This is a genomic window from Bradyrhizobium cosmicum (genome assembly GCF_007290395.2).
Lineage (GTDB): Bacteria > Pseudomonadota > Alphaproteobacteria > Rhizobiales > Xanthobacteraceae > Bradyrhizobium > Bradyrhizobium cosmicum.
The window spans coordinates 5,208,766-5,230,686 of record NZ_CP041656.2 but is presented as its reverse complement, the minus strand read 5'-3'; the positions used below and the strand labels follow the sequence as shown (position 1 = coordinate 5,230,686).

Below are 21,921 nucleotides of genomic sequence, written 5' to 3'. Positions count from 1 at the left end.
TCGCCAAACTCTTCCCTGTGGTTATGGGTCCCTGCTTTCGCAGGGACGACGAAGAGAGGCTTTGCCTGTCATCGGCATTAATCCGCCACCAGCACGTCGGCGACGAATTTCGGTTCGCGCACCGTCTGCCCCGTGAAGGGCGAGCCCTGCTCGAACCACGAGCGCGGTGCCGGTGCGCCCCACAGCGTCTGGCGGCGCGGATCGCGCAGCGACCAGCGCAGCGGCTCGTGGTCGTGATCCCCGGTAAAGTAATCGCTGGTATAGAGCTCCAGCCGGTGTCCATCAGGATCGCGGACGTAGAGGAAGAACGCATTGGAGATGCCGTGGCGCCCGGGCCCGCGCTCGATGTTCTTCACGTAGCCGGACGACGCCATCACGTCGCAGAGATGGATGATGTTCATCGCCGTCGGCGTCCAATAGGCGAAGTGATGCAGCCGAGGGCCCTTGCCGTTGGTGAAAGCGAAGTCGTGGACGTTGCCCTTGCGATGCATCCAGGCCGCGGCGATGCGGCCGTTCGGTCCGTCCTCCTCGGCATATTCGCTGAGGCGGAAGCCGAGCCGCGCGTAGAATTCGACCGTGTCCTGCACCTCGGCGGCGAAGACGTTGAAATGGTCAAGCCGTTGCGGATGGCAGCCTTTGTAGAGGTCGAAGCGGCGGAGCAGATGCGGCCGCTTGTCCATCGACGCATAGAGCTCGATCTGGAAGCCGAAGGGATCGGTGAATTGCAGCGTGCGGCCCTGGAAGGGCTGGTCGACGAAGGCGTAGCTGAGGCCATTCTCGGAGAGGAAGGCCGCGGCCTTGTCGAGGTCCCCGTCGTTGCCGACCTTGAAACCGAGCCGGGCGCAGGCGGGCGCCGCCGCCTTGCGCAGCACCAGCGAGTGATGCTGGTGCTCCTCGGCGGCGCGCAAGTACACGATCTTGTCGTCGGCATCCTCGACATGCAGGCCGACGGTGGTCTCGTAGAACGCGCGGCTGAGCTTCAGATCGGTCACGTCCAGCACGACGTGGCTGCAGCGGATGATGTTGAACGGCGGCTCGAAGACGTGTTGCGGTATCGGCATTGGCGTTTCCCCTCGGCTCGACGAGCGTCAGATCCCCAGTTTCTGAATCTTGTGCGTGCCCCGCGCCAGCGAGACGTGCTTGGTTTCCATGTAGAATTCGAACGAGTAATCGCCGCCGTCGCGGCCGATGCCGGAGGACTTCATGCCGCCGAACGGCGTCGGGAGGTGGCGGACATTCTCCGAGTTGATCCAGATCATGCCGGCCTCGAGCGCGTCGGCGACGCGCAAGCTCCGGCCGACATCGTTGGTCCAGACATAGCCGGTGAGGCCATAGCGGATGTCGTTGGCGATCTCGATCGCATCCTTCTCGTCGCGGAAGGGCAGCACGGTGAGGAAGGGGCCAAACACTTCCTCCTGCGCCACCCGCATCTTGCCGCTCGCGCCGGTCACCAGCGTCGGCTCGACATAATGTCCGCCGCCGGGTCCGTCATAGGCCTTGCCGCCGACGGCGATCACGGCGCCATCCCGGCGCGCGATGTCGAAATAGGAGCAGACTTTTGCGAGATGCCGTTCGTGGATCAGCGGCCCGATCTCGGTGGCGGGATCGAGCGGGTGGCCGACCTTCAGCGCCTTCACGCGCGCGGTCAGCTTCTCGATGAACTTGTCCGCGATGTTCTGCTGGATCAGCAGGCGGCTGGATGAGGTGCAGCGCTCGCCGTTGAGCGAGTAGATCATGAACACGACGGCGTCGAGCGCCCGGTCGAGATCGGCGTCGTCGAACACGATGACTGGGTTCTTGCCGCCGAGTTCAAAATGCACGCGCTTCAGCGTCGGGGCCCCTTGAATCATGATCGCCGAGCCCGTCGCGCTCTCGCCGACGAAACCGATCGCCTTGATGGCGGGATGCTCGGTCAGCGCCTTGCCGGCCTCTTCGCCAAAGCCGTGGACGGTATTGAGCACGCCGTCGGGAACGCCGGCCTCCTTGACCAGTCTGGCGAGAATGCTCGCCGTCACCGGCGACCACTCCGCCGGCTTGTGCACGACGGTGCAGCCGGCGGCCAGCGCAGGGGCGATCTTCCAGGTCGAGAGCATGAACGGCGTGTTCCACGGCGTGATCACGCCGACCGGACCGATCGGCACGCGGGTGGAGATGTTCCAGTGCTCGTCGCTCGGCGTGTTGAGGCCGTCGCGCGCCTCCGCGCATTTGTCGGCGAAGAAGCGAAAATTCTCGGCGGCCCGGATCGCGGCCTTGGCCATGAAGCGATAGGCTTGGCCGGTGTCGATGCATTCGAGCACCGCAATGTCGTCGGCATTGTCCTCGATGGCGTCGGCGACGCGATGCAGCAGCTTCTTCCGCATCGCCGGTCCCATGTCGCGCCAGGACTTGAAGGCGAGCGCTGCCGCCGTTGCCGCGGCGTCGATGTCCTCGGCGTTGCCACGGGCGACGCTTGCAAGCACCGCGCCGTCGACCGGTGACTTCGTCTCAAAGGTCGCACCCGATATCGAGGGCACGATCTTGCCGTCGATCATGTGTCCGATGCCGTCGGCTTGCAGTTTCTTCAGCAGCGGCGCGACGCGGTCGCGGTTGGCCTGAAACACATCGGCTTTCGGCGTGGGCTTATCCATGGGCGGCCTCCACTTTCAGGGCGTCGTGGATGTTGTTGCGCTTCCAGCTGGTGTCCTTGTCGTTGATCTGCATGTCGAACGACAGAGCGAACTTGCTGGCGGCGAAGACCGGATCGAGATGTCTTGAGAGCGTCTGGAAGACATGCTCGCCGGCCTTCTGGCGCGCGGGGAGGTCGCGGCCCTCGCCGATGCGCAGGACCATGTCGAGAAAGCCGTAGTCATTCCGCGCGTCGGCGATCGCATAATGCTCGCAGCGAATCGCGCGCACGCGGATGCCGCCGAGCGGGAAGATGCCGGTTTCGACCGCCGCCTTGCGCACGACCTCGCAGACCGCCCCTATGTCGAGGCGGCCATCGAGATTGGCCGAATATTCGATCGTGAAATGCGGCATCGCGGTTTCACTCCCCGTGTTTTTGTCGGCTCAAGCGAAGTAGCAGCTGACCGAACCGTAGGCGCCATAATCGGCCTGAATTGTGTCGCCCTTGCGGGTCTCGATCGGACGGATGAAGGAGCCGGCGAGCACGACCTGTCCCGGTTCGAGCGCGAGGCCGAGCGGCGCGATCTTGTTGGTGAGCCAGGCGACGGCGGTCGCGGGATGGTTGAGCACGCCGGCGGCAAGGCCGGTTTCCTCGAGCTGGCCGTTCCTGAAGCACAGCGCACCGATCCAGCGCAGGTCGGCGTCCAGCGGACGGATCGGCCGGCCGCCGAGCACGATGCCGGCATTCGCGGCGTTGTCGGCGATGGTGTCGTAGATTTTTCGCGTCGCTTTGGTGTCGGGATCGACACGCTCGATGCGCGTATCCAGGATCTCCAGCGCCGGCACCACGAAGTCGGTGGCGTTGAGAACGTCGAACATCGTGCAGTCGGGGCCGGCAAGACGCTTGCTCATGACGAAGGCGAGCTCGGCCTCGACGCGCGTGGCGATGAAGCGCTCGGTCGGAATGGTCCCGCCATCGGCGAAGAACATGTCGTCGAGCAGCACGCCGGAATCCGGCTCATTGATATTGAGCGCGCTCTGCATCGCCTTCGAGGTCAGGCCGATCTTGTGGCCCTTGACGACGCGCCCCTCGGCGATCTTGACGTCGACCCAGGCCTTCTGAATCGCGTAGGCATCGGCGATGGTGATGCCGGGGAAGTCCTGCGAGAGCTGCCGGATCTGCGTGCGGGTCTCCTCCGCCTGGTGCAGACGCTTCGCGCAAGCTTGGATATCGTCGCTGGAAAGCGCCATCTGTGATCTTACAAATCGGGGTGCCGAAATATACTTAACATGTTAAGTGAATGCGTCAAACGCAAATTGAGCTTGCTGCACTGCAAACGTTTGCGGCTTGAAAGGGCGACTTCGAAAGGGCGTTATGGCGAAGAGACCGGCTGATCCCGCAAACGCAAATGCGCCGTCCGCGCGGCAGGTGCCGATGCGCGACTTCTCGCGGTCGCTGCCGATGTCGCTGCTGCGGGCGCGCGAGGCCGTGATGCGGCAGTTCCGCCCCAAGCTGCGTGAACATGGCCTTACCGAGCAGCAATGGCGCATCCTCCGTGCGCTTGCGTCCATTGAAGCTGCGGAAGTCACGGAACTCGCGCGCACCGCGTTTCTCCTCGGGCCGAGCCTGTCACGTATCCTGCGCGATCTCGAAGCGCGCAATTTGATCGAGCGCAAGACCGCGAAGGCTGACCAGCGCCGCAGCATGGTCTCGATCTCCAGGGATGGCGTGAGGCTGATGGCCGCGGTCGCGCCATCCTCGGAAGCGATCTATGCCGAGATCACGCAGCGCTTCGGCGCGGGCAAGCTCGCCGAGTTGCAGGAGATGCTCGGACAACTGGAGTTGTGCCTCGCTTCCACCGGCGCGAATGATGAAGTCACGGATGAAGCGTAACGGCAAATTTGCATGATCGCTTTCCCACGACGCATGACTGTCGTCATTGTATAAAGCGTGAGCAGCGTCATCGCCGCGAAAAGCACTGAGAATAGACTGCTGTTGCGGGTGTTAATCACTATTGGGTGCGTGCCCTGCGCATTTAGTCGATGTTGGCGCAATATCAATTTACTCGTATCGGCAGAATTCGTAACTAGCATCCGGTTCTGCATTCAGCGATAGAGCCAAGACAAAGAAGGGCCGACAAGGATGCCCGGCTCCAGGGAGGAATGAATGAGACTGACGAGACGCGACTTCGCGGCCGGAATTGCTGCCGGCATTGCCGCGCCCTACCTCATCAAGAGCGCGAACGCGCAAGGCGCCACCATCAAGATCGGCATGTGTGCGCCGGTCACGGGTCCCGCCGCCGAGTCCGGCGGTTACGCCATCAAGGGCGCCAAACTCGCGCTCGAAGCCGTCAACAAGGCGGGCGGCATCCTGGGCAAGCAGGGCGAGTTGATCGTCGAGGACGACCAGACCACCAATCCCGGCATCGTGCTCGCGTTCTCCAAGCTCGCGGCGCAGTCCGACATCGTCGGGTTCCTTGGTTCGATTCGGTCGACCCAGGTGCACGCGATGGCTCCCGACGTCATCAAGCTCGGCAAGCCGGTGATGATCGGCGGTACCGATCCGAACCTGACGCATATGGGCAATCAATGGCTGTTCCGCTTCCGGCCCAATGACAGCTATTCCGGCCGCGTCATCGCGGAATACGGCGTCAGCACGCTGGGCAAGAAGAAATGGGCGGTGTTGCACTCGACCGATGCGTTCGGTACCGCGGGCGGCAAGGCGTTGACCGGCGCGCTCGAAAAGCTCGGCGCTCCGCCGGTGCTCGACCAGGGCTACGCCAACCAGAGCCAGGACTTCACACCGGTCGTGCTCGCCATCAAGCAGTCGGGCGCGGATATCCTCGGCTCCTACTTCACCTTCGAGAACGATCTCGGCATCTTTGCCCGCCAGTTGCGCCAGCTCGGCGTGAACATTCCCTGGGTCGGCTCGCCCTCGATCGTCAACATCACCGCGCTGAAGCTGGCGGGACCGGCGCTGTACAACACCTACGGTGTGGCCGATTACGCCGAGGACTCCAGCGAAGGCTCGAAGGCGTTTGGCAAGCTCTACCGCGATGCGGTCAAGGTCGCGCCCGACAACCAGAGCTCATGGACCTATGACGCCGTGACCGTGCTGGCAGCGGCGATCAACAAGGCCGGCTCCACCGATCCCGGCAAGATTCGCGAGTCCATCCTCGCGATCAAGAAGTTCCCGGGTGCCGAGGGCGAATACAATTTCGACCAGAACGGCGACGGTCTCCACGGCTACAACATCGTGAAGAACGAGAAGGGCAAAATCGTCTTCGACAAGCACATCGAGTTCAACGACTGACGTTGAAACGACCTCTCCGATGCCGGTCGGGGAGGTCGTGACGTCTTTTGTCGAACCTATTTGACCTCCAACAGAAGCTTGTCATGGATCTCGCGTTACAGCTCCTTTTTACCGGCATCGGCATCGGCGCCGTCTACGCGCTCGTCGCGCTCGGCTTCGTGCTGATCTTCCGTGCCACCAACGTGGTGAATTTCGCCCAGGGCGAATTCTCCATGGTCGCGGCCTATCTGATGGTGGTCGCGATCGAAGCTGGTCTGCCCTATTGGGTGGCCTTCATCGTCGCGCTGCTCGGCATGGCGCTGCTTGGCGTCATCTTCAATCTCGGCGTCTACTATCCGTTGCGCCACCGCACCTATCTGCCCGTGATCATCGCCACCATCGGCGCCTCGATCCTGCTCGCCAATTCCGTGCTCGCGATCTACGGCCCGCAGCCGCAGGTGCTGGAAGGCTGGTTCGAGACACCCGGCATTCAGGTCGGCCCGGTCTATCTCGACAGCCAGTATCTGCTGATCATCGGCGTCACCATCTGCCTCGTGATCTTCAATTTCTGGTTCTTCGAGAAGACCTTGCTCGGCAAGAAGCTGCAGGCGACCTCGCAGGACAAGGAGATGGCTTCGCTGCTCGGCATCTCCGTCTCGACGATGATCATGATCACCTTCATCTATTCGGCGGTGCTCGGCGGTCTCGCCGGCATTCTCGTTGCGCCCGTGCTGTTCGTCTCGATCCAGATGGGCTCGACCATCGCGCTCAAGGCCTTCGCAGCCACCATCATCGGCGGCTTCGGCGATGTCGCCGGCGCCATCATCGGCGGTCTTGCCCTCGGCGTGATCGAGACCTTTGGCGCGGCCTATATCTCGGTGCCCTACAAGGACGGCTTCGCCTTCCTCGTTCTGGTCGCCTTTCTGATCTTCCGGCCGCAAGGCATCTTCGGCGAACGCGTGGCGGAAAAGGCATGAGCGCACCCAGCGACAACATGCCGATTCCGGCACCCGCCATCCGTTCGAAGCCGCTCGTGGTCCGGCACCTGCCGTACTTCATCGGCGCGGCGATCCTGGTCGCGCTCGCGGCCAACATGCGCTTCGACGGATACGTCCACAACATCCTGCTGCAGGCCACCACGTTCTCGATCGCCGTGTTCGGGCTCTCGGTCGTGCTCGGCCTGTGCGGCCAGATCAATCTGGCGCAGGCCGCGTTCTTCGGGCTCGGCGCCTATGCGGTCGGCATCGGGACGAACGATTGGCATGTCAGCTTCTGGCTGTGCCTGATCGGCGGCTGCGTGATCTCGCTGCTGGCGGGCGCGTTCCTGGGCATGTCGACCTTGCGGCTCGGCGGCCATTACCTTGCGATGGTGACGATCTCGTTCCAGCAGATCGTCACGCTGGTGATGATCAACGCGATCTGGTTGACGCACGGCCCCGACGGCGTCTCCAATATCAAGCGGCCCGACCTGTTCCAGTCGTCGCAGAGCTATCTCGCCTTCTGCGTGGCGATGCTGGCGATCGTCGGTTATCTGGTCTGGCATCTCTCCGATACCAAGCTCGGCCGCGCCATGCGTGCGGTGCGCGACAACGAGCTTGCGGCCGGCGTCAACGGCATCGACGTCTTCCGCACCAAGATCTATGCCTTCGCGCTCTGCGCGTTGCTCGGCGGTCTCGCGGGCGGATTGTTCGCGGGCGGATTCGCCTATGTCAGCCCCGATCAATTCTCCTTCGCGGAATCGATCGTGTTCCTGACCATGTCGCTGCTCGGCGGCGTGGCCTCGCCGATCGGCTCGGCGATCGGTACGGGCCTCTTGATCCTGATCCCGGAATGGCTGCGTTTCCTCAAGAGCGTGCCGGGCCTCTACCTCGCGATCTACGGCCTGTTCGTTATCCTGATCATCCGCTTCATGCCCGACGGCATCTGGGGCTTCGTCGCGGACGCGTATGCACGCTGGCGCGCCAAGAGCGCGGCGCCTCCGGTGGCGGGCGCCTTGCATCTGAAGCCGGCGACGATCGGCGGCGACATTGTGCTGGAGGTCACCGGCCTGTCCAAGCACTTCGGCGGCCTCAAGGCGGTCGACGGTGTCGACATCGCGGTGAAGCGCGGCGGCGTGCATGCGCTGATCGGGCCGAACGGCTCGGGCAAGACCACGACGCTCAACGTGCTCTCGGGCCTCTATCAGGCAACGTCAGGCAAGATCGTGCTCGACGGCACCGACATCACCAACATGCCGCCGCATCAGCGCACGGCCTCGGGCCTTGGGCGCACCTTCCAGAACATCCGCCTGTTCCGTTCGATGACGGCGCTGGAGAACGTCGAGATCGGCGCGGAGCGGCCCGGCAACACCATGGTCGGGAAGGGCGACGACGCCCTGACCGAGCGAGCGATGGAGGCGTTGACCTTCGTCGGCCTCGGCAGCCGCGCCAACGAGCTGATCTCGAGCTTCTCCTACGGCCATCAGCGCCTGATCGAGATCGCGCGTGCGCTCGCCTCGAACCCGACGCTGCTGCTGCTCGACGAGCCTGCGGCCGGCCTGAACTCGACCGAGAAGCTCGAATTGCACGAGCTGCTCAAGCGCATCGCGGCGCAGGGCCTGACCATCCTGATCATCGATCACGACATGACGCTGGTCTCGGAAGCCGCCCAGCACATCACCGTGCTCAACTTCGGACGCCGTATCGCGGACGGCGAATCCATGGCCGTGCTGCGTCACCCCGACGTCGTCTCCGCCTATCTCGGGAGCGAATGATGCCGTTGCTCGAAATCCGCAACCTGGTGGTGCGCTACGGCGAGATCGAAGCCTTGCGCGGCGTCACCTGCGCCGTCGAAGAGGGGCAGGTGGTGACGCTGCTCGGTGCCAACGGTGCCGGCAAGTCGACGACGCTGCGCGCGATCTCCGGTCTTGCCAAGCCGACCTCTGGCGAGATCCTGTTCGACGGCAAGTCGATCGCGGGCCTCGGCCCGGAAGCGATCGTCCGCATGGGCATCAGCCACGTGCCCGAAGGCCGCCGCGTCTTTCCGGGGCTGACGGTGAAAGAGAACATCATGCTCGGCGCGTCCAATCGCCGGGCCTCGACCTCGGAGATTTCGCGCGAGGCCGATGCGATGTTCGATTTGTTCCCCGACATTCGCAAATTCACCAATGCGCTCGGCTGGACCTTGTCCGGCGGCCAGCTGCAGATGGTGGCCGTGGCGCGCGGGCTGATGGCCAAGCCGCGGCTGCTGCTATTGGACGAGCCGTCGCTCGGCCTTGCGCCTGTCATCGTCCAGGCCGTGTTCAAGATCATCTCCGAGATCCGGCGCAACACGACGGTCCTGCTGGTTGAGCAGAATGCACGCATGGGCCTTTCGGTCGCCGATTACGGCTATGTGCTGGAGACCGGCCGCATCGTGCTCGGTGGCAAGCCCGACGAGCTCTGGGGCAACGAAGCCATCCGCGCCGCCTATCTCGGCGGCCATGCCAAGGTGAGTGCGTAACCGGAGGGGGCCGTCCGGGGCCACAATCCGGGTTGGCATCCCCTTGCCGGATGAACCCGGGCGGCGATACTGTCGCCGCCCTCGAGGTCAGCACCCAGTGGGCGAGCGCATAGGTCTTGCGTCATTGCGAGCGTAGCGCGGCGGTCAGGTTGGCGCTAACAACAGGGTTGTGCTGTCGCGGCGTTCGGCGTGGTGCCGAAGACCCCAACAACAAAGAAGGAAGGCAACGTGGCGAACAAGGTCAAGGAAATCTGGAAGTCGGGCAAGGCCGTGGTCAACGCATGGCTGGCGATTCCCTCCGGCTTCTCGGCCGAGATGGTCGCGCAATGCGGCTTCGACAGCGTCACCGTCGACATGCAGCACGGCGTGCAGGACTATCTGTCGATGGTGCAGTGCTTCCAGGCGATGGACAAGCATCCGGTCACGCCGATGGTCCGCGTGCCCTGGAACGAGCCCGGCATCATCGGCAAGGTGCTCGACGGCGGCGCCTATGGCGTGATCTGCCCGATGGTCAACACGCCGCAGGAGGCCAGGAACCTCGTCTCCTATTCCAAATATCCGCCGAAAGGCGTGCGCTCCAACGGCCCGATCCGCGCCGGCATGTACGGCACCGCGGGCTCCTACCAGAAGACGGCGAACGACGATATCGTGCTGCTGCCGATGATGGAGACCCGGACCGCGGTCGAGAACATGGAAGCGATCCTCGACGTCGACGGCATAGACGGCGTCTATATCGGGCCGTCCGACCTCGGCTTCTCCTACGGCCTCGAGCCGAAGCTCGACCGCACCGAGCCCGAGATCCTCGCGATCTACGACAAGATCATCAAGGAATGCGGCAAGCGCGGCCTCAACCCGGGCATCCATTGCAGCGGCGCCGAAGGTGCTGCGCGCGCTATCAACATGGGCTTCAAGCTGGTCACGCTCTCGAACGAAGTCGGCCTGATGGCGACCTACGCCAAGATGCAGGTCAACGCGACCCGCAAGGATTCCGGCGGCAAGGCGTAAGGTCTCGTGTCCCGGACGCGATGCGGCGTGTAGCGCCGCTTCGTAGAGCCGGGAACCGGAGGCTTGCGAAGTACATGACGTGATAACTGGGCCCCGGCTCAGCAGCGCATCGTTTTGCGCTGCGCTGCGTCCGGGGCGCGATACTTGAAGACCCAAGGAGACCTCCCATGACCATCAGCCCCGTCATTCGCCTGCATCCCGATGATGGCGTGCTGATTGCGCGCGCGAGCCTGCCGCCGGGCACGTTGGTGGCTGACGGCGTGACGACGGTCGAGCGCATTCCCTCCGGCCACAAGGTTGCGATCAAGCCGATCGCGGTGGGCGAACCCATCAAGCGCTACGGCCAGATCATCGGCTTCGCGACCATTCCGATCGCACCAGGCCAGCACGTGCACGTGCAGAACTGCGGCATGGGCGACTTCGCCAAGGACTACGCCTATTGCGTCGACGTCAAGCCGACGCCGAACTTCGACCTGCCGGCGACCTTCGAGGGCATTCGCCGCCCGGACGGCCGTGTGGCCACGCGCAACTATATCGGTATCCTCACCTCGGTGAACTGCAGCGCGCATGTCGCGAGCCTCGTCGCCGACGTCTTCAAGAAGAATCCCTTCACCGGCGACAATCCGCTGGCCGAATTCCCCAATGTCGACGGTGTGGTCGCGCTGACCCACAAGACCGGCTGCGGCATGACGCAGAACGAGCCGCTCGCACTGCTTCGCCGCACGCTCGGCGGTTATGCGCGGCACGTCAATTTCTCCCACGTCATCGTGCTCGGTCTCGGCTGCGAGGTGAACCAGATCGGCGGCCTGATGGAAGAGCAGAAGCTCGCCGGCCGTCTGCGCGCGATGGACATCCAGGAGGTCGGCGGCACCCGCAAGACGGTGGAAGCCGGCATCGCCTTCGTGCGCGAGGCCCTCGCTGACTCCAACAAGGTAAAGCGCGAGTCGGTGCCGGTGAGCGAGCTCACCGTGGCGCTGCAATGCGGCGGCTCGGACGGCTATTCTGGCGTATCGGCCAATCCCGCGCTTGGCGCGGCCAGCGATCTCATCGTGCGTCACGGCGGCACCGTGATCCTGTCGGAGACGCCGGAGACCTACGGCGCCGAGCACCTGCTCACCCGCCGCGCTGTCAGCCGCGAGGTCGGCGAGAAGCTGGTCGATCTCATGCGCTGGTGGGACGAGTACACGACGCGCGAAGGCGCCGAGATGAACGCCAACCCGAGCCCCGGCAACAAGGCCGGCGGCCTCACCACCATCCTGGAGAAATCGCTCGGCGCAATGGCCAAGGCCGGCACCACCAATCTCGTCGACGTGCTGCGCTATGCCGAACCGGTGACCAAGCGCGGTTTCGTGTTCATGGATACGCCCGGCTACGATCCCGTCGCGGCCACGGGGCAGGTCGCCGGCGGCGCTAATCTCGTCTGTTTCACCACCGGCCGCGGTAGTGTGTTCGGCTGCAAGCCGGCGCCGTCGATCAAGCTCGCCACCAACACGCCCATGTACAAGCGCATGGAAGACGACATGGACGTCAATTGCGGCACCATCCTCGAAGGCGAGGAGACGGTCGAGCAATGCGGCCAGCGCATCTTCGAGTTGATTGTGAAGACCGCCTCCGGCCAGCCGACCAAGAGCGAGAGCTTCGATTTCGGCGGCGCCGAGTTCGCTCCCTGGGTGCTGGGCGCGACGATGTAATTGCACCCAGCGCGCTTCGCTGCGGAAATATGCAGGATCACCGGGAGGCCTCCGTAAATTTACGGGGTGCCTCGTAGCCGCACGGGTTCCCGCGCTCACTTACGATTAACAATTCCTGTCGTAATCCTAATGATGATGCGGGCCACTCCTTCGAGGGCGCTGCCCTTCGTGAGGATACGTCAACGATGACGCGTACGATACGGCCGACCGGCGTAGAGGATTTCCTCGGTGAGGAAGAACTGATCGTGTCGAAGACCGATCTAAAGGGCCGGATCACCTACGCCAACGACGTCTTCATTCGCATGGCGAAATATTCCTACGCGGAGCTGATGGGCGAACCCCACAGCATGATCCGCCATCCCGACATGCCGCGCTGCGTCTTCAAGCTGCTGTGGGACACGCTGCAGTCGAAGCAGGAAATCTTCGCCTACGTCGTCAATCTGGCGAAGGACGGCAGCCATTACTGGGTGTTCGCCCACGTCACGCCGACCTTCGACGAGCGGGGCAATATCGTCGGCTATCACTCCAATCGCCGCAAGCCGGATCCGGCGCAGATCGAACGCATCAAGCCGATCTACAAGACGCTGTGCGCCGAAGAGGCGCGGCATGCCAATGCCAAGGATGGCATGCATGCCAGCTTCGATGCGATGGTCGGACTGCTCAAGCAACAGGGTGTCGGTTACGATGAATTTGTGCTCTCTCTCTAAGGCGCAGGGAGCGACCGCGCTCGCGTGTGTTCTGGCCGTCGTTGCATTCGCCGTTTCGTTGCTCGGCGTGACCGGCATCGCCGGCGCGGCATTGGCGGGCACGACGGTCGCGTTGCTCGGCTACGCCGTCTGGTGCCAGCAGCGCACGGCGGTGGCCGTCGATGAGGTCGCTGACGTCTGCCGCAAGGCGGCGCGCGGCGATCTCGAGGCGCGCATTCTCAGCAACCGGCAGGCCGGGCGGATCGGGGCGATCCAGAAGTCGGTCAACGACATGCTCGACATCACCGACGCCTTCCAGCGCGAGGCCTCCGCGTCGATGGACTATGCCAGCCGCGGCAAGTATTTCCGCAAGATCCTCGCGCGCGGTCTGCCTGGCTCGTTCCGTCGTTCGGCGGTCGTCATCAATTCCGGTACCGACAGTCTTGGCCGTCGCGTCGTCGAGATCGCGGACCTCGCAAAGCAGTTCGGCACGCATCTCGACCAGGTCGCAGGCACGCTCATGGGCGCCGCGACCGATCTCGAATCCGACGCCGGCCAGATGGCGGCGGCGGCCGAGAAGACCAGCCGGCAGACCTCCGGCGTGCTCAGCGCCTCCGACCGGGCCTCGCGCAACGTCGCGACGGTCGCGACCGCGGCCGAGCAACTCGCATCCTCGATCGCCGATATCGGCCGTCAGGTGGCCGGCTCGACCACGAGCACGGGGCGCGCGGTGAACGAGGCCAATCGCGCCGGCAGCGAGATCCGTTCGCTTGCGGACGCGGCGCTGCGGATCGGCGACGTCGTCAAGCTGATCAGCGAGATCGCCGAGCAGACCAACCTGCTCGCCCTCAACGCCACCATCGAGGCGGCGCGGGCGGGGGAAGCCGGCCGCGGCTTTGCGGTCGTGGCCTCCGAGGTCAAGAGTCTCGCCAACCAGACCGCGAAGGCGACCGAGGAGATCAGCGCCAAGGTCGGCGAGATGCAGCAATCGACCACCAATTCGGTCGCGGCCGTCGAGGCGATCGCGCAGACCATCACCGAGATCAACGGCATCACCGCCGCGATCGCGACCTCAATCGAGCAGCAGGGCCTGGCGACCCGCGAGATCGCCCGCAACGTTCACGAGGCCTCGTCCGGCACGTCGCAGGTCTCGACCAACGTCACCGGCATCAGCGAGGCCGCCGCCGATACGGGGCGCGTCGCCAGCCGCGTCAACAGCGCCTCCGAACGCGTCCATGGCGAGGTCGAGACGCTGCGGCGCGAGGTGAACCAGTTCCTGCAGCGGCTGACCTCGGCGGCGTAGGGTCGCCTCACATGAGGTCGTCATGCCCGGGGTTGTCCCGGGCATCCACGTTCTTTGGGACCGCACAAGAAGGTCGTGGATGGCCGGGACGAGCCCGGCCACGACGCAGTGGAGCGCCGAACTCTCGTCTCTTATGCGATTGCCCCATGGACCGACGGGGGGTACTTCCTAGGCACCCTCTGCCCGTTGTTAGTGCTTGATCGCACCGACCTCAGGTGTTCTGCTCAAAAAAGCTGCTGGAGCATCGCACCCCGTGTCGATCTACGTCGCGTTACACCACGTCACCCACTACAAATACGACCGCCCGATCGATCTCGGTCCGCAGACCATCCGGCTGCGGCCGGCGCCGCACACGCGCACGCCGATCCTGAGCTATTCGCTCAAGGTCACTCCAGCCAACCATTTCGTGAACTGGCAGCAGGACCCGCAGGGCAACTGGCTCGCCCGCTACGTCTTTCCGGAGAAAGCGACCGAGTTGAAATTCGAGGTCGATTTCACGGCGCAGATGACCGTGGTCAATCCGTTCGACTTTTTCGTCGAGCCCTACGCCGACAGCTTTCCGTTCGAGTATCCGAAGGACCTGAAGACGGAGCTGGCTCCGTATCTGGAGACCATCAAGCCCGATCGCCTGTTCGCGAAATATCTCGACACGATCCCGCACGAAGCCCCGAACACGGTCAACTTCCTGGTCGACCTGAACAGGGAGCTGCAGAAGAAGATCCGCTACATCATCCGGATGGAGGCGGGTGTGCAGACGCCGGAGGAGACGCTCACCTCCTGCGCCGGATCGTGCCGCGACTCCGCCTGGCTCCTGATCCAGACCTTCCGTCATCTCGGTCTCGCCGCGCGTTTCGTCTCCGGCTATCTGATCCAGATCCGTCCCGACATCGATCCGATCGAGGGACCGCCGGAGGTGGAGAACGACTTCACCGACCTGCACGCGTGGGCCGAGGTCTATCTGCCGGGCGCGGGCTGGATCGGGTTCGACGCGACCTCAGGCATGCTCGCAGGCGAGGGGCACATTCCGGTTGCCGCCACGCCGCATTATCGCTCGGCGGCGCCGATCTCCGGCGGCGCGGGCTTTGCGGAGGTCGAATTCGCCTTCGACATGAGCGTCAAGCGCATCCGCGAGGCGCCGCGCATCACCAAACCGTTCTCCGACGAAGCCTGGGCCCGGCTCAACGATCTCGGCGAGCAGGTCGACGGCGATCTCGCCGCCGATGACGTGCGGCTGACGATGGGCGGCGAGCCGACCTTCGTCTCGGTCGACGATCTCGAAGCGGCGGAGTGGAATACCGAGGCGGTCGGCCCGACCAAGCGCGCGCTCGGCGACGATCTGATCCGCCGCCTGCGCACGCGCTTCGCGCCGGGCGGCCTTCTGCATTACGGCCAGGGAAAATGGTATCCGGGCGAGAGCCTGCCGCGCTGGGCCTTCGGCCTCTACTGGCGCAAGGACGGCGTGCCGATCTGGAAGAACGCCGACCTCATCGCGAAAATCGAAAATCCGCGCCGCGCCGAGGTGAAGGACGCTGAAGCCTTCATCGAGGGCGCGGCGCTGCGGCTCGGGCTCGATCCCGGCTACATCATGCCGGCCTATGAGGACACCGCGCTCTGGCTGCAGAAGGAAGCCGAGCTTCCCGTCAACGTCGATCCGTCCGACTCCAAATTGGCCAATCCGGAGGATCGCGCGCGCATGGCGCGCGTGTTCGAGCAGGGCCTCAACACGCCGCGCGGCTTCGTGCTGCCGGTGCAGCGCTGGAACGCGCCGCCGCGCTGGCGCAGCGAGCGCTGGCAATTGCGGCGCAATCATCTGTTCCTGATGCCGGGCGATTCCCCGCTGGGCCTGCGCCTGCCGATCGGGTCGCTCGGCTACGTTCAGCCCAACCAATATCCCTACATCGTCGAGCGCGACCCGATGGAGCCGCGCGGCAAGTTGCCGGTGTTCACCCTCGAAGCGCGCCCGGAAGCGCCGCCGCGGGCCCCGCCGGAGCAACTCAACACCTCCGTCCCGGTCCGCACCGCGATGTCGGTGGAAGTCCGCGACGGCGTGCTCTGCGCCTTCATGCCGCCGGTCGAGCGCATCGAGGACTATCTCGAGCTGGTCGCGGCGCTCGAAGCCACCGCCGAGGAAATGCAGCTCCAGGTCCATGTCGAGGGCTACCCGCCGCCGTTCGACCCGCGCATCGAGGTGATCAAGGTGACGCCCGATCCCGGCGTCGTCGAGATCAACATCCAGCCGGCGAAGAACTGGCGCGACGCGGTCGACATCACCACCGGTCTCTATGAGGACGCGGGCAAGGTGCGACTCGGTGCCAACCGCTTCCTGGTCGACGGCCGCCACACCGGCACCGGCGGCGGCAATCATGTCGTGATCGGCGGCTCCAGCCCGGAGGACTCGCCGTTCCTGCGCCGTCCCGATCTGCTCAAGAGCCTGGTGCTGTACTGGCAGCGGCATCCGTCGCTGTCGTACTTCTTCTCCGGCCTGTTTATCGGCCCGACCAGCCAGGCGCCGCGCATCGACGAAGCCCGCCACGACAGCATCTACGAGCTCGAGATCGCGCTCTCCCACGTGCCGCCGCCGGGCTACCAGACCCCGCTCTGGCTGGTGGATCGCCTGTTCCGGCACCTGCTCGTCGACATCACCGGCAACACCCATCGCGCCGAGATCTGCATCGACAAGCTGTATTCGCCGGACGGGACCACGGGGCGGCTCGGCCTCGTCGAATTCCGTGCGCTCGAGATGCCGCCCGATCCGCGCATGTCGCTGGCGCAGCAGCTGCTGATCCGCGCGCTGATCGCAAAATTCTGGCGCGAGCCGCAATCCGGCAAGTTCGTGCGCTGGGGCACGGCGCTGCATGACCGCTACATGCTGCCGCATTTCATCTGGGAAGATTTTCAGGACGTGTTGTCCGAGCTGAAGCAATCCGGCTATCCGTTCGAGGCGGAATGGTATCTGGCCCAGCTCGAATTCCGCTTCCCCGCCTTCGGCCGTATCCATCATGGCGGCGTCACGCTGGAGCTGCGGCAGGCGCTGGAGCCCTGGCATGTGCTGGGCGAGGAGGGTTCGGCCGGAGGAACGGTGCGCTATGTCGACAGCTCGGTGGAACGGCTCCAGGTCAAGGCGGAGGGCTTCGTCGAGGGGCGCCACATCGTCACCTGCAACGGTCGCCGGCTGCCGATGACCTCGACCGGCCGCTCCGGGGAAGCCGTGGCCGGTGTCCGCTTCAAGGCCTGGCAGCCGGCCTCCGGCCTGCACCCGACCATTCCCGTTCACGCGCCCCTGACGTTTGACCTGATCGACACCTGGAACGGCCGCTCGCTCGGCGGCTGCGTCTATCACGTCGCCCATCCCGGCGGGCGCAGCTACGACACGAAGCCGGTCAACACCTACGAGGCCGAGGCGCGGCGGCTGGCGCGCTTCCAGGACCACGGCCATACGCCGGGCCCGATGCAGCCGCCGCCCGAGGAACGCACAAATGAGTTTCCGCTGACCCTCGACTTGCGGACCCCGCTCCTGCAATGAGTATGAGGGCGGGGCAGGGAGAGGCGCATGGGCGAGGGCGCAGCCGAAGAGGACGACAGGGCGGGTAAGGCGCAAGGTCAGCGCGAAGGCCAGCGCCGCCTCGCGCAATGGGTCCGCGACTATCGCCGGCTGCCCGGCATCCCCGACGAGTTTCTGGGGCCCGACGGCGCCCCGCGCGCGGTCTGGGGCCGCTTTTTCGACGCCTTCGGCGCGCTTGCGCCCGACGAGATCGAGCGGCGGTTTGGCATGGCCGACCGCCACCTCCGCGAGGCCGGCGTCACCTACCGCGCCCCCGGCGACGGCGCGGACCGGCCCTGGTCGCTCAGCCACCTGCCGCTGCTGATCGACGAGGCCGACTGGAAGCAGCTGTCCGCCGGCATCACCCAGCGCGCCGAGCTGCTCGAGCTCGTCCTGCGCGACATCTATGGCGAAGGCCGGCTGGCCGCGGAAGGCGCGCTGCCGGCGGCTGCGATCGCCGGCAGCCCCGAATATCTCCGTCCCGTCTGCGGCGTGCCGCCGCCGGGCGGGCGCTACCTTTCGCTCTACGCCGCCGATGTCGGCCGCGGTCCCGACGGCCGCTGGTGGGTGCTCGGCGACCGCACCCAGGCGCCGTCGGGCGCGGGCTACGCGCTGGAGAATCGCCTGGTGCTCTCGCGCGCCTTCTCCGATCTCTACAAGTCGATGAACGTGCCGCGCGTCGCGCCGTTCTTCGAGGCGTTCCGCGACAGCCTGCGCGCGCGCGCCGACCGCGACGAACCGCGGATCGGCGTGCTCACGCCCGGCAGCTTCAGCGAGACCTATTTCGAGCATGCGACGCTGGCGCGCTATCTCGGCTTCCTGCTGGTCGAGGGCGACGATCTCGCCGTCAGCGATGACCGCGTTCACATCCGCACCGTCGCCGGCCTGAAGCGGCTCGACGTGCTGCTCCGCCGCGTCGACTCCAACTCGCTCGATCCGCTCGAGCTCGATGCGTCCTCGCATCTCGGCGTGCCCGGTCTGATCGACGTGCTGCGCAAGGATGGCGTCGTCGTCGCCAACATGCCGGGCTCCGGCGTGCTGGAGGCGCGCGCGATGCTCGGTTTCCTGCCGGCGCTGAGCCGCCGTCTGCTCGGCGAAGAGCTGAAGATGCCGCACATCGCGACCTGGTGGTGCGGCCAGCGCATCGCGCGCGATGAGGTGCTGTCGCGGCTCGACGAGGTCGCGATCGAAGGCGCCTATGGGCGCGGCGTTCCCGGGTTCGACAGCAACGGCCCGGTGCTCGCGAGTGAGCTCGACGCGGCCGGACGCCAGCGTCTGATCGATTCCATCAGCGCACGCGGCATGGACTATGTCGGCCAGGAGGTGGTGCGGCTTTCGACCATGCCGATATGGGAGCAGGGCCAGATCACGCCGCGCCCCTTCGTGCTGCGCGTATTCGCGGCAGCGACTCCCGACGGCTGGGCCATCATGCCCGGCGGCTTCTGCCGGATCGCCGAGCAGGCCGACGCGCGTGCGGTCTCGATGGGCGACGGCGCCCGCGCCGCCGACGTCTGGGTCGTCTCGGAGAAGAAGGTCGCCACCGCGACGCTGCTGCCGGCGACCGACAAGGTGCGCATCCGCCGCATCGCCGGTGTGCTGCCGAGCCGCGCCGCCGACAACCTGTTCTGGCTCGGCCGCTATCTCGAGCGCGCCGAAGCGACGCTGCGGCTGGTGCGGGCGCTGGGCTCGCCGAGCGGGCCCAACAAGGGCACCGCGGCCTCGCTGCAATCGGCGGAGCGCATCCAGCGCCTGCTGGTGGCCTGGGGCGCGATCTCGCAAGCCTCGCGCGCGACGCCGGGACGCGTCACCGCCGAAGCGCTGCAGAACGCCGAGCGTTTCGGCTCGGCGTTGTCGCTGGTGCGCGCGGCCCAGCGCACGGCGACGTCCTTGCGCGAGCGGCTGTCGCCCGATGCCTGGCAGGTCATCACCGAAATGGCCGAGCGGCTCGCCGTCGAGGTCGAGGACGACGACAGTGTGCTGAGCGCGGCCGAGCTGACCCTGCAGGAGCTTGCGAGCTTTGCCGGCCTTGCCCAGGAGAACATGAATCGTGCCGCCGGCTGGCGCTTCCTCGATGTCGGCCGCCGCACCGAGCGTGCCATCAACACCGCGCGCTTCGCGCGCCAGTTCGCCTATGACGAGGCCGGTGACGAGGATCTCGACATCCTGCTGACGCTGGTGGATTCCCAGATCACTTACCGCTCGCGCTATCTGCTGGCGCCGATCCTGGCCCCGGTGCGCGACCTCGCCGTGCTCGACAGCTACAATCCGCGGTCGGTGGCGTTCCAGGTCGCGACCCTGAACGAGCACATCGCCGCGCTGCCGAGCCTGAAGGAGCACGGCCTGATCGAGCGGCCGCAGCGGCTCGCGCTTGCCGTGCAGGCGATGCTGACCACGGCTGAAGCCGAGAAGCTCGAGGTCAAGTCGCTGTTCTCGCTGGAGCAGGATCTGCTCAGCCTCGCCGAGGCGATCGGGCTGCATTACTTCCCGCACGGCCCGAATGCCAGCCGGCCGGAAAAGCTGACGGGGCTGGCGTGATCTACGACATAAGGCACGTCACCACCTACGAATATGAGAGCGCGGTGAGCTTCGCGCGCTGCACGCTGCGGCTGGAGCCGAAGAACGGAGACGGCCAGGAGCTGATCTCGCACCGTGTCGAGATCCGTCCGCGGCCCTCCGAGCGGCATGTCCGTCGCGATTTCTTCGGCACGCTGACCGAGAGCATCGTGATCGAGACGGCGCATCGCAATCTGCGCATCGACTCGCGCTCGCGCGTGTCGGTCTCGCGCAAGCCGCCGGCGCGCGATGCCGCGAGCCCGGCCTGGGAGAGCATCCGCGACCTCGCGTTCGAGGCGACCAGCCTCGGGCCGTCCTCGCCGGTCGGCTATGTCTTTGCCAGCCCGCTGGTGCCGGTGCTGCGCCCGGTCAGCGCCTATGCCGCTTTGAGCTTTGCGCCCGGCGCGGGAATCCTCGCCGGCGCCGTCGATCTCATGCATCGCATCCGCACCGAGTTTCGCTACGACCCCAAGGCGACGGTGATCTCGACGCCGCTCGACGAGGTCTTCGACAAGCGCCACGGCGTCTGCCAGGACTTCGCCCATGTGATGATCGCGGGCCTGCGCGGGCTCGGTCTGCCCGCCGCCTATGTCAGCGGATACTTACGCACCATTCCGCCTGCGGGCCAGCCGCGTCTGCAGGGCGCCGACGCCACCCACGCCTGGGTGTCGCTGTGGTGCGGGGCGGAGCTCGGCTGGGTCGATTTCGATCCCACCAACGATCTCCTTGTCGCAAACGACCATATCGTGCTCGCCGTCGCTCGCGACTTTTCCGACGTCTCGCCGGTCGACGGCATCATCGTCGGCTCGCGGAAGCAGAAGCTCGGTGTCGCCGTGGACGTGCTGCTGGTGGAGTAGAAGATGATCGGCGTGCGCCGATCATCGCACCATGGTTTCGCGATCCCAGGCCTGGTAGTCGGGCGAACCTTCGACGCGGATGGCACCGTCGTAGCCGAATTCCACCATGTGCACGGTCACGTAGTCGTCCCCGAAAAAGACGACGCCATAGGCCTGCGGCAGGTCGGACGCGCTCAGCAGCCTGGTCTCGGAGAACAGTGGAAAGCTCGCATGGTTGGTGCCACGCAGCGACGAGGCGGGGATCCCTGCAACCGAGCCGGCGAGCGGCAGGTGACAATGGCCGAAGAAGACGTGGCGGATTTTTGCCCGATGGCGGCCGACGAGTTGCCGGAACGGCGCTTCGTCGAGCAGGCGAATCTGGTCGAAGGGAGCGAGATGCACCGGCATCGGGTTGTGGTGCATGAATAGCAGAAACGGCCCGTCATGCTCGGCAAGCCGTGCCTCGAGCCAGCCAAGACGGTCTTCGCAATAGCGCCCGGCATGCGTCTCCGGGTGAGCGGTGTCGAGGAACAGGCAGCGGCCGGCGGCCGTATCGTGAATGCCCTGAACAAAGCCGTTCTCGTCGGCGAGATCGGGGAAGACGCTCAGGAAGGTGGCGCGGCGGTCGTGGTTGCCGATGCAAAGCCGGACCGGCAGCGGATAATCATCAAGGCGCTGCCTGAGCCATTGATAGTCGGCAAGATCGCCCCAATCCGAGAGGTCGCCGGTAATCACCATCAACTCGGCGTCGTGATGATCTCGCAGGGCGTGCGCAAGCGCCCGCTCGAAATTGGCGCGCGGATCGCGGCCGCCGATGGTGGCGCCCGGTACGGTCAGGTGAATGTCGCTCAGATGAAGCAGCTTCATCGTCATCTCCGGTTGACGAGGCACAGGGCGCCGATGGCGCCCTGTGTTGACGGTGTCGGGACG

The 21,921-nt window shown here is 65.5% G+C and carries 17 protein-coding genes; 12 read left to right on the top strand and 5 right to left on the bottom strand.

Annotated features, from left to right (window positions below; translation table 11 throughout):
- Positions 1–77: 77 nt before the first annotated feature.
- Genes hpaD through hpaH form a run of 4 tightly spaced genes read right to left on the bottom strand, consistent with a single transcriptional unit; the run spans position 78 to position 3,855 of the window.
- The gene (hpaD, locus tag FNV92_RS25180; protein WP_143844107.1) at positions 78–1,061 is read right to left on the bottom strand and encodes a 3,4-dihydroxyphenylacetate 2,3-dioxygenase; all 984 of its coding nucleotides are present in this window, start codon (positions 1,059–1,061) and stop codon (positions 78–80) included.
- Positions 1,062–1,088: 27 nt separating this feature from the next.
- Complete coding sequence (gene hpaE / locus FNV92_RS25175) at positions 1,089–2,627, bottom strand: 5-carboxymethyl-2-hydroxymuconate semialdehyde dehydrogenase (protein ID WP_143844108.1); 1,539 nt, start codon at positions 2,625–2,627, stop codon at positions 1,089–1,091.
- Positions 2,620–3,018, bottom strand: coding sequence for a 5-carboxymethyl-2-hydroxymuconate Delta-isomerase (locus tag FNV92_RS25170; protein ID WP_143844109.1), 399 nt, complete (start codon positions 3,016–3,018; stop codon positions 2,620–2,622). The genes hpaE and FNV92_RS25170 overlap by 8 nt, the downstream gene beginning before the upstream one ends.
- Before the next feature lie 30 nt (positions 3,019–3,048).
- Positions 3,049–3,855, bottom strand: coding sequence for a 2-oxo-hept-4-ene-1,7-dioate hydratase (hpaH, locus tag FNV92_RS25165; protein WP_143844110.1), 807 nt, complete (start codon positions 3,853–3,855; stop codon positions 3,049–3,051).
- A 124-nt stretch (positions 3,856–3,979) separates the two neighbouring features.
- Between hpaH and hpaR the strand changes: the two genes are divergently transcribed.
- From hpaR to FNV92_RS25105, 12 genes are all read left to right on the top strand, one after another.
- Entirely contained in the window at positions 3,980–4,498 is a 519-nt protein-coding gene (hpaR, locus tag FNV92_RS25160; RefSeq protein WP_143844111.1) for a homoprotocatechuate degradation operon regulator HpaR, read from the top strand.
- 273 nt (positions 4,499–4,771) lie between these two features.
- Positions 4,772–5,917 carry an ABC transporter substrate-binding protein gene (locus FNV92_RS25155; protein WP_143844112.1) on the top strand — a complete coding sequence of 382 codons (1,146 nt, stop codon included), beginning with the start codon at positions 4,772–4,774 and terminating at the stop codon, positions 5,915–5,917.
- 83 nt (positions 5,918–6,000) lie between these two features.
- Positions 6,001–6,873, top strand: coding sequence for a branched-chain amino acid ABC transporter permease (locus FNV92_RS25150; protein WP_143844113.1), 873 nt, complete (start codon positions 6,001–6,003; stop codon positions 6,871–6,873).
- The gene (locus FNV92_RS25145) at positions 6,870–8,648 is read left to right on the top strand and encodes a branched-chain amino acid ABC transporter ATP-binding protein/permease (protein WP_143844114.1); all 1,779 of its coding nucleotides are present in this window, start codon (positions 6,870–6,872) and stop codon (positions 8,646–8,648) included. Before FNV92_RS25150 ends, FNV92_RS25145 begins: the two co-directional genes overlap by 4 nt.
- Positions 8,648–9,376, top strand: coding sequence for an ABC transporter ATP-binding protein (locus FNV92_RS25140; protein ID WP_143844115.1), 729 nt, complete (start codon positions 8,648–8,650; stop codon positions 9,374–9,376). The genes FNV92_RS25145 and FNV92_RS25140 overlap by 1 nt, the downstream gene beginning before the upstream one ends.
- 228 nt (positions 9,377–9,604) lie before the next feature.
- A complete protein-coding gene (locus FNV92_RS25135) occupies positions 9,605–10,381 on the top strand; it encodes an HpcH/HpaI aldolase family protein (protein ID WP_143844116.1) in 777 nt (258 codons plus the stop codon).
- A 167-nt stretch (positions 10,382–10,548) separates the two neighbouring features.
- A complete protein-coding gene (locus FNV92_RS25130; RefSeq protein WP_143844117.1) occupies positions 10,549–12,072 on the top strand; it encodes a UxaA family hydrolase in 1,524 nt (507 codons plus the stop codon).
- 185 nt (positions 12,073–12,257) lie between these two features.
- Positions 12,258–12,779 carry a PAS domain-containing protein gene (locus FNV92_RS25125; RefSeq protein ID WP_015687503.1) on the top strand — a complete coding sequence of 174 codons (522 nt, stop codon included), beginning with the start codon at positions 12,258–12,260 and terminating at the stop codon, positions 12,777–12,779.
- On the top strand, positions 12,757–14,061 hold the full coding sequence (locus FNV92_RS25120) for a methyl-accepting chemotaxis protein (protein WP_168213572.1): 1,305 nt from the start codon (positions 12,757–12,759) through the stop codon (positions 14,059–14,061). The genes FNV92_RS25125 and FNV92_RS25120 overlap by 23 nt, the downstream gene beginning before the upstream one ends.
- Positions 14,062–14,314: 253 nt before the next feature.
- Positions 14,315–17,584, top strand: a complete 3,270-nt coding sequence (locus FNV92_RS25115) for a transglutaminase family protein (RefSeq protein WP_143844119.1) — start codon at positions 14,315–14,317, stop codon at positions 17,582–17,584.
- 27 nt (positions 17,585–17,611) lie between these two features.
- Complete coding sequence (locus FNV92_RS25110; RefSeq protein WP_143844120.1) at positions 17,612–20,137, top strand: circularly permuted type 2 ATP-grasp protein; 2,526 nt, start codon at positions 17,612–17,614, stop codon at positions 20,135–20,137.
- The gene (locus FNV92_RS25105; RefSeq protein ID WP_143844121.1) at positions 20,134–21,012 is read left to right on the top strand and encodes a transglutaminase family protein; all 879 of its coding nucleotides are present in this window, start codon (positions 20,134–20,136) and stop codon (positions 21,010–21,012) included. Before FNV92_RS25110 ends, FNV92_RS25105 begins: the two co-directional genes overlap by 4 nt.
- A 21-nt stretch (positions 21,013–21,033) precedes the next feature.
- Here FNV92_RS25105 and FNV92_RS25100 read toward each other — a convergent pair whose 3' ends face one another.
- The gene (locus FNV92_RS25100; RefSeq protein ID WP_143844122.1) at positions 21,034–21,858 is read right to left on the bottom strand and encodes a phosphodiesterase; all 825 of its coding nucleotides are present in this window, start codon (positions 21,856–21,858) and stop codon (positions 21,034–21,036) included.
- Positions 21,859–21,921: the final 63 nt, after the last annotated feature.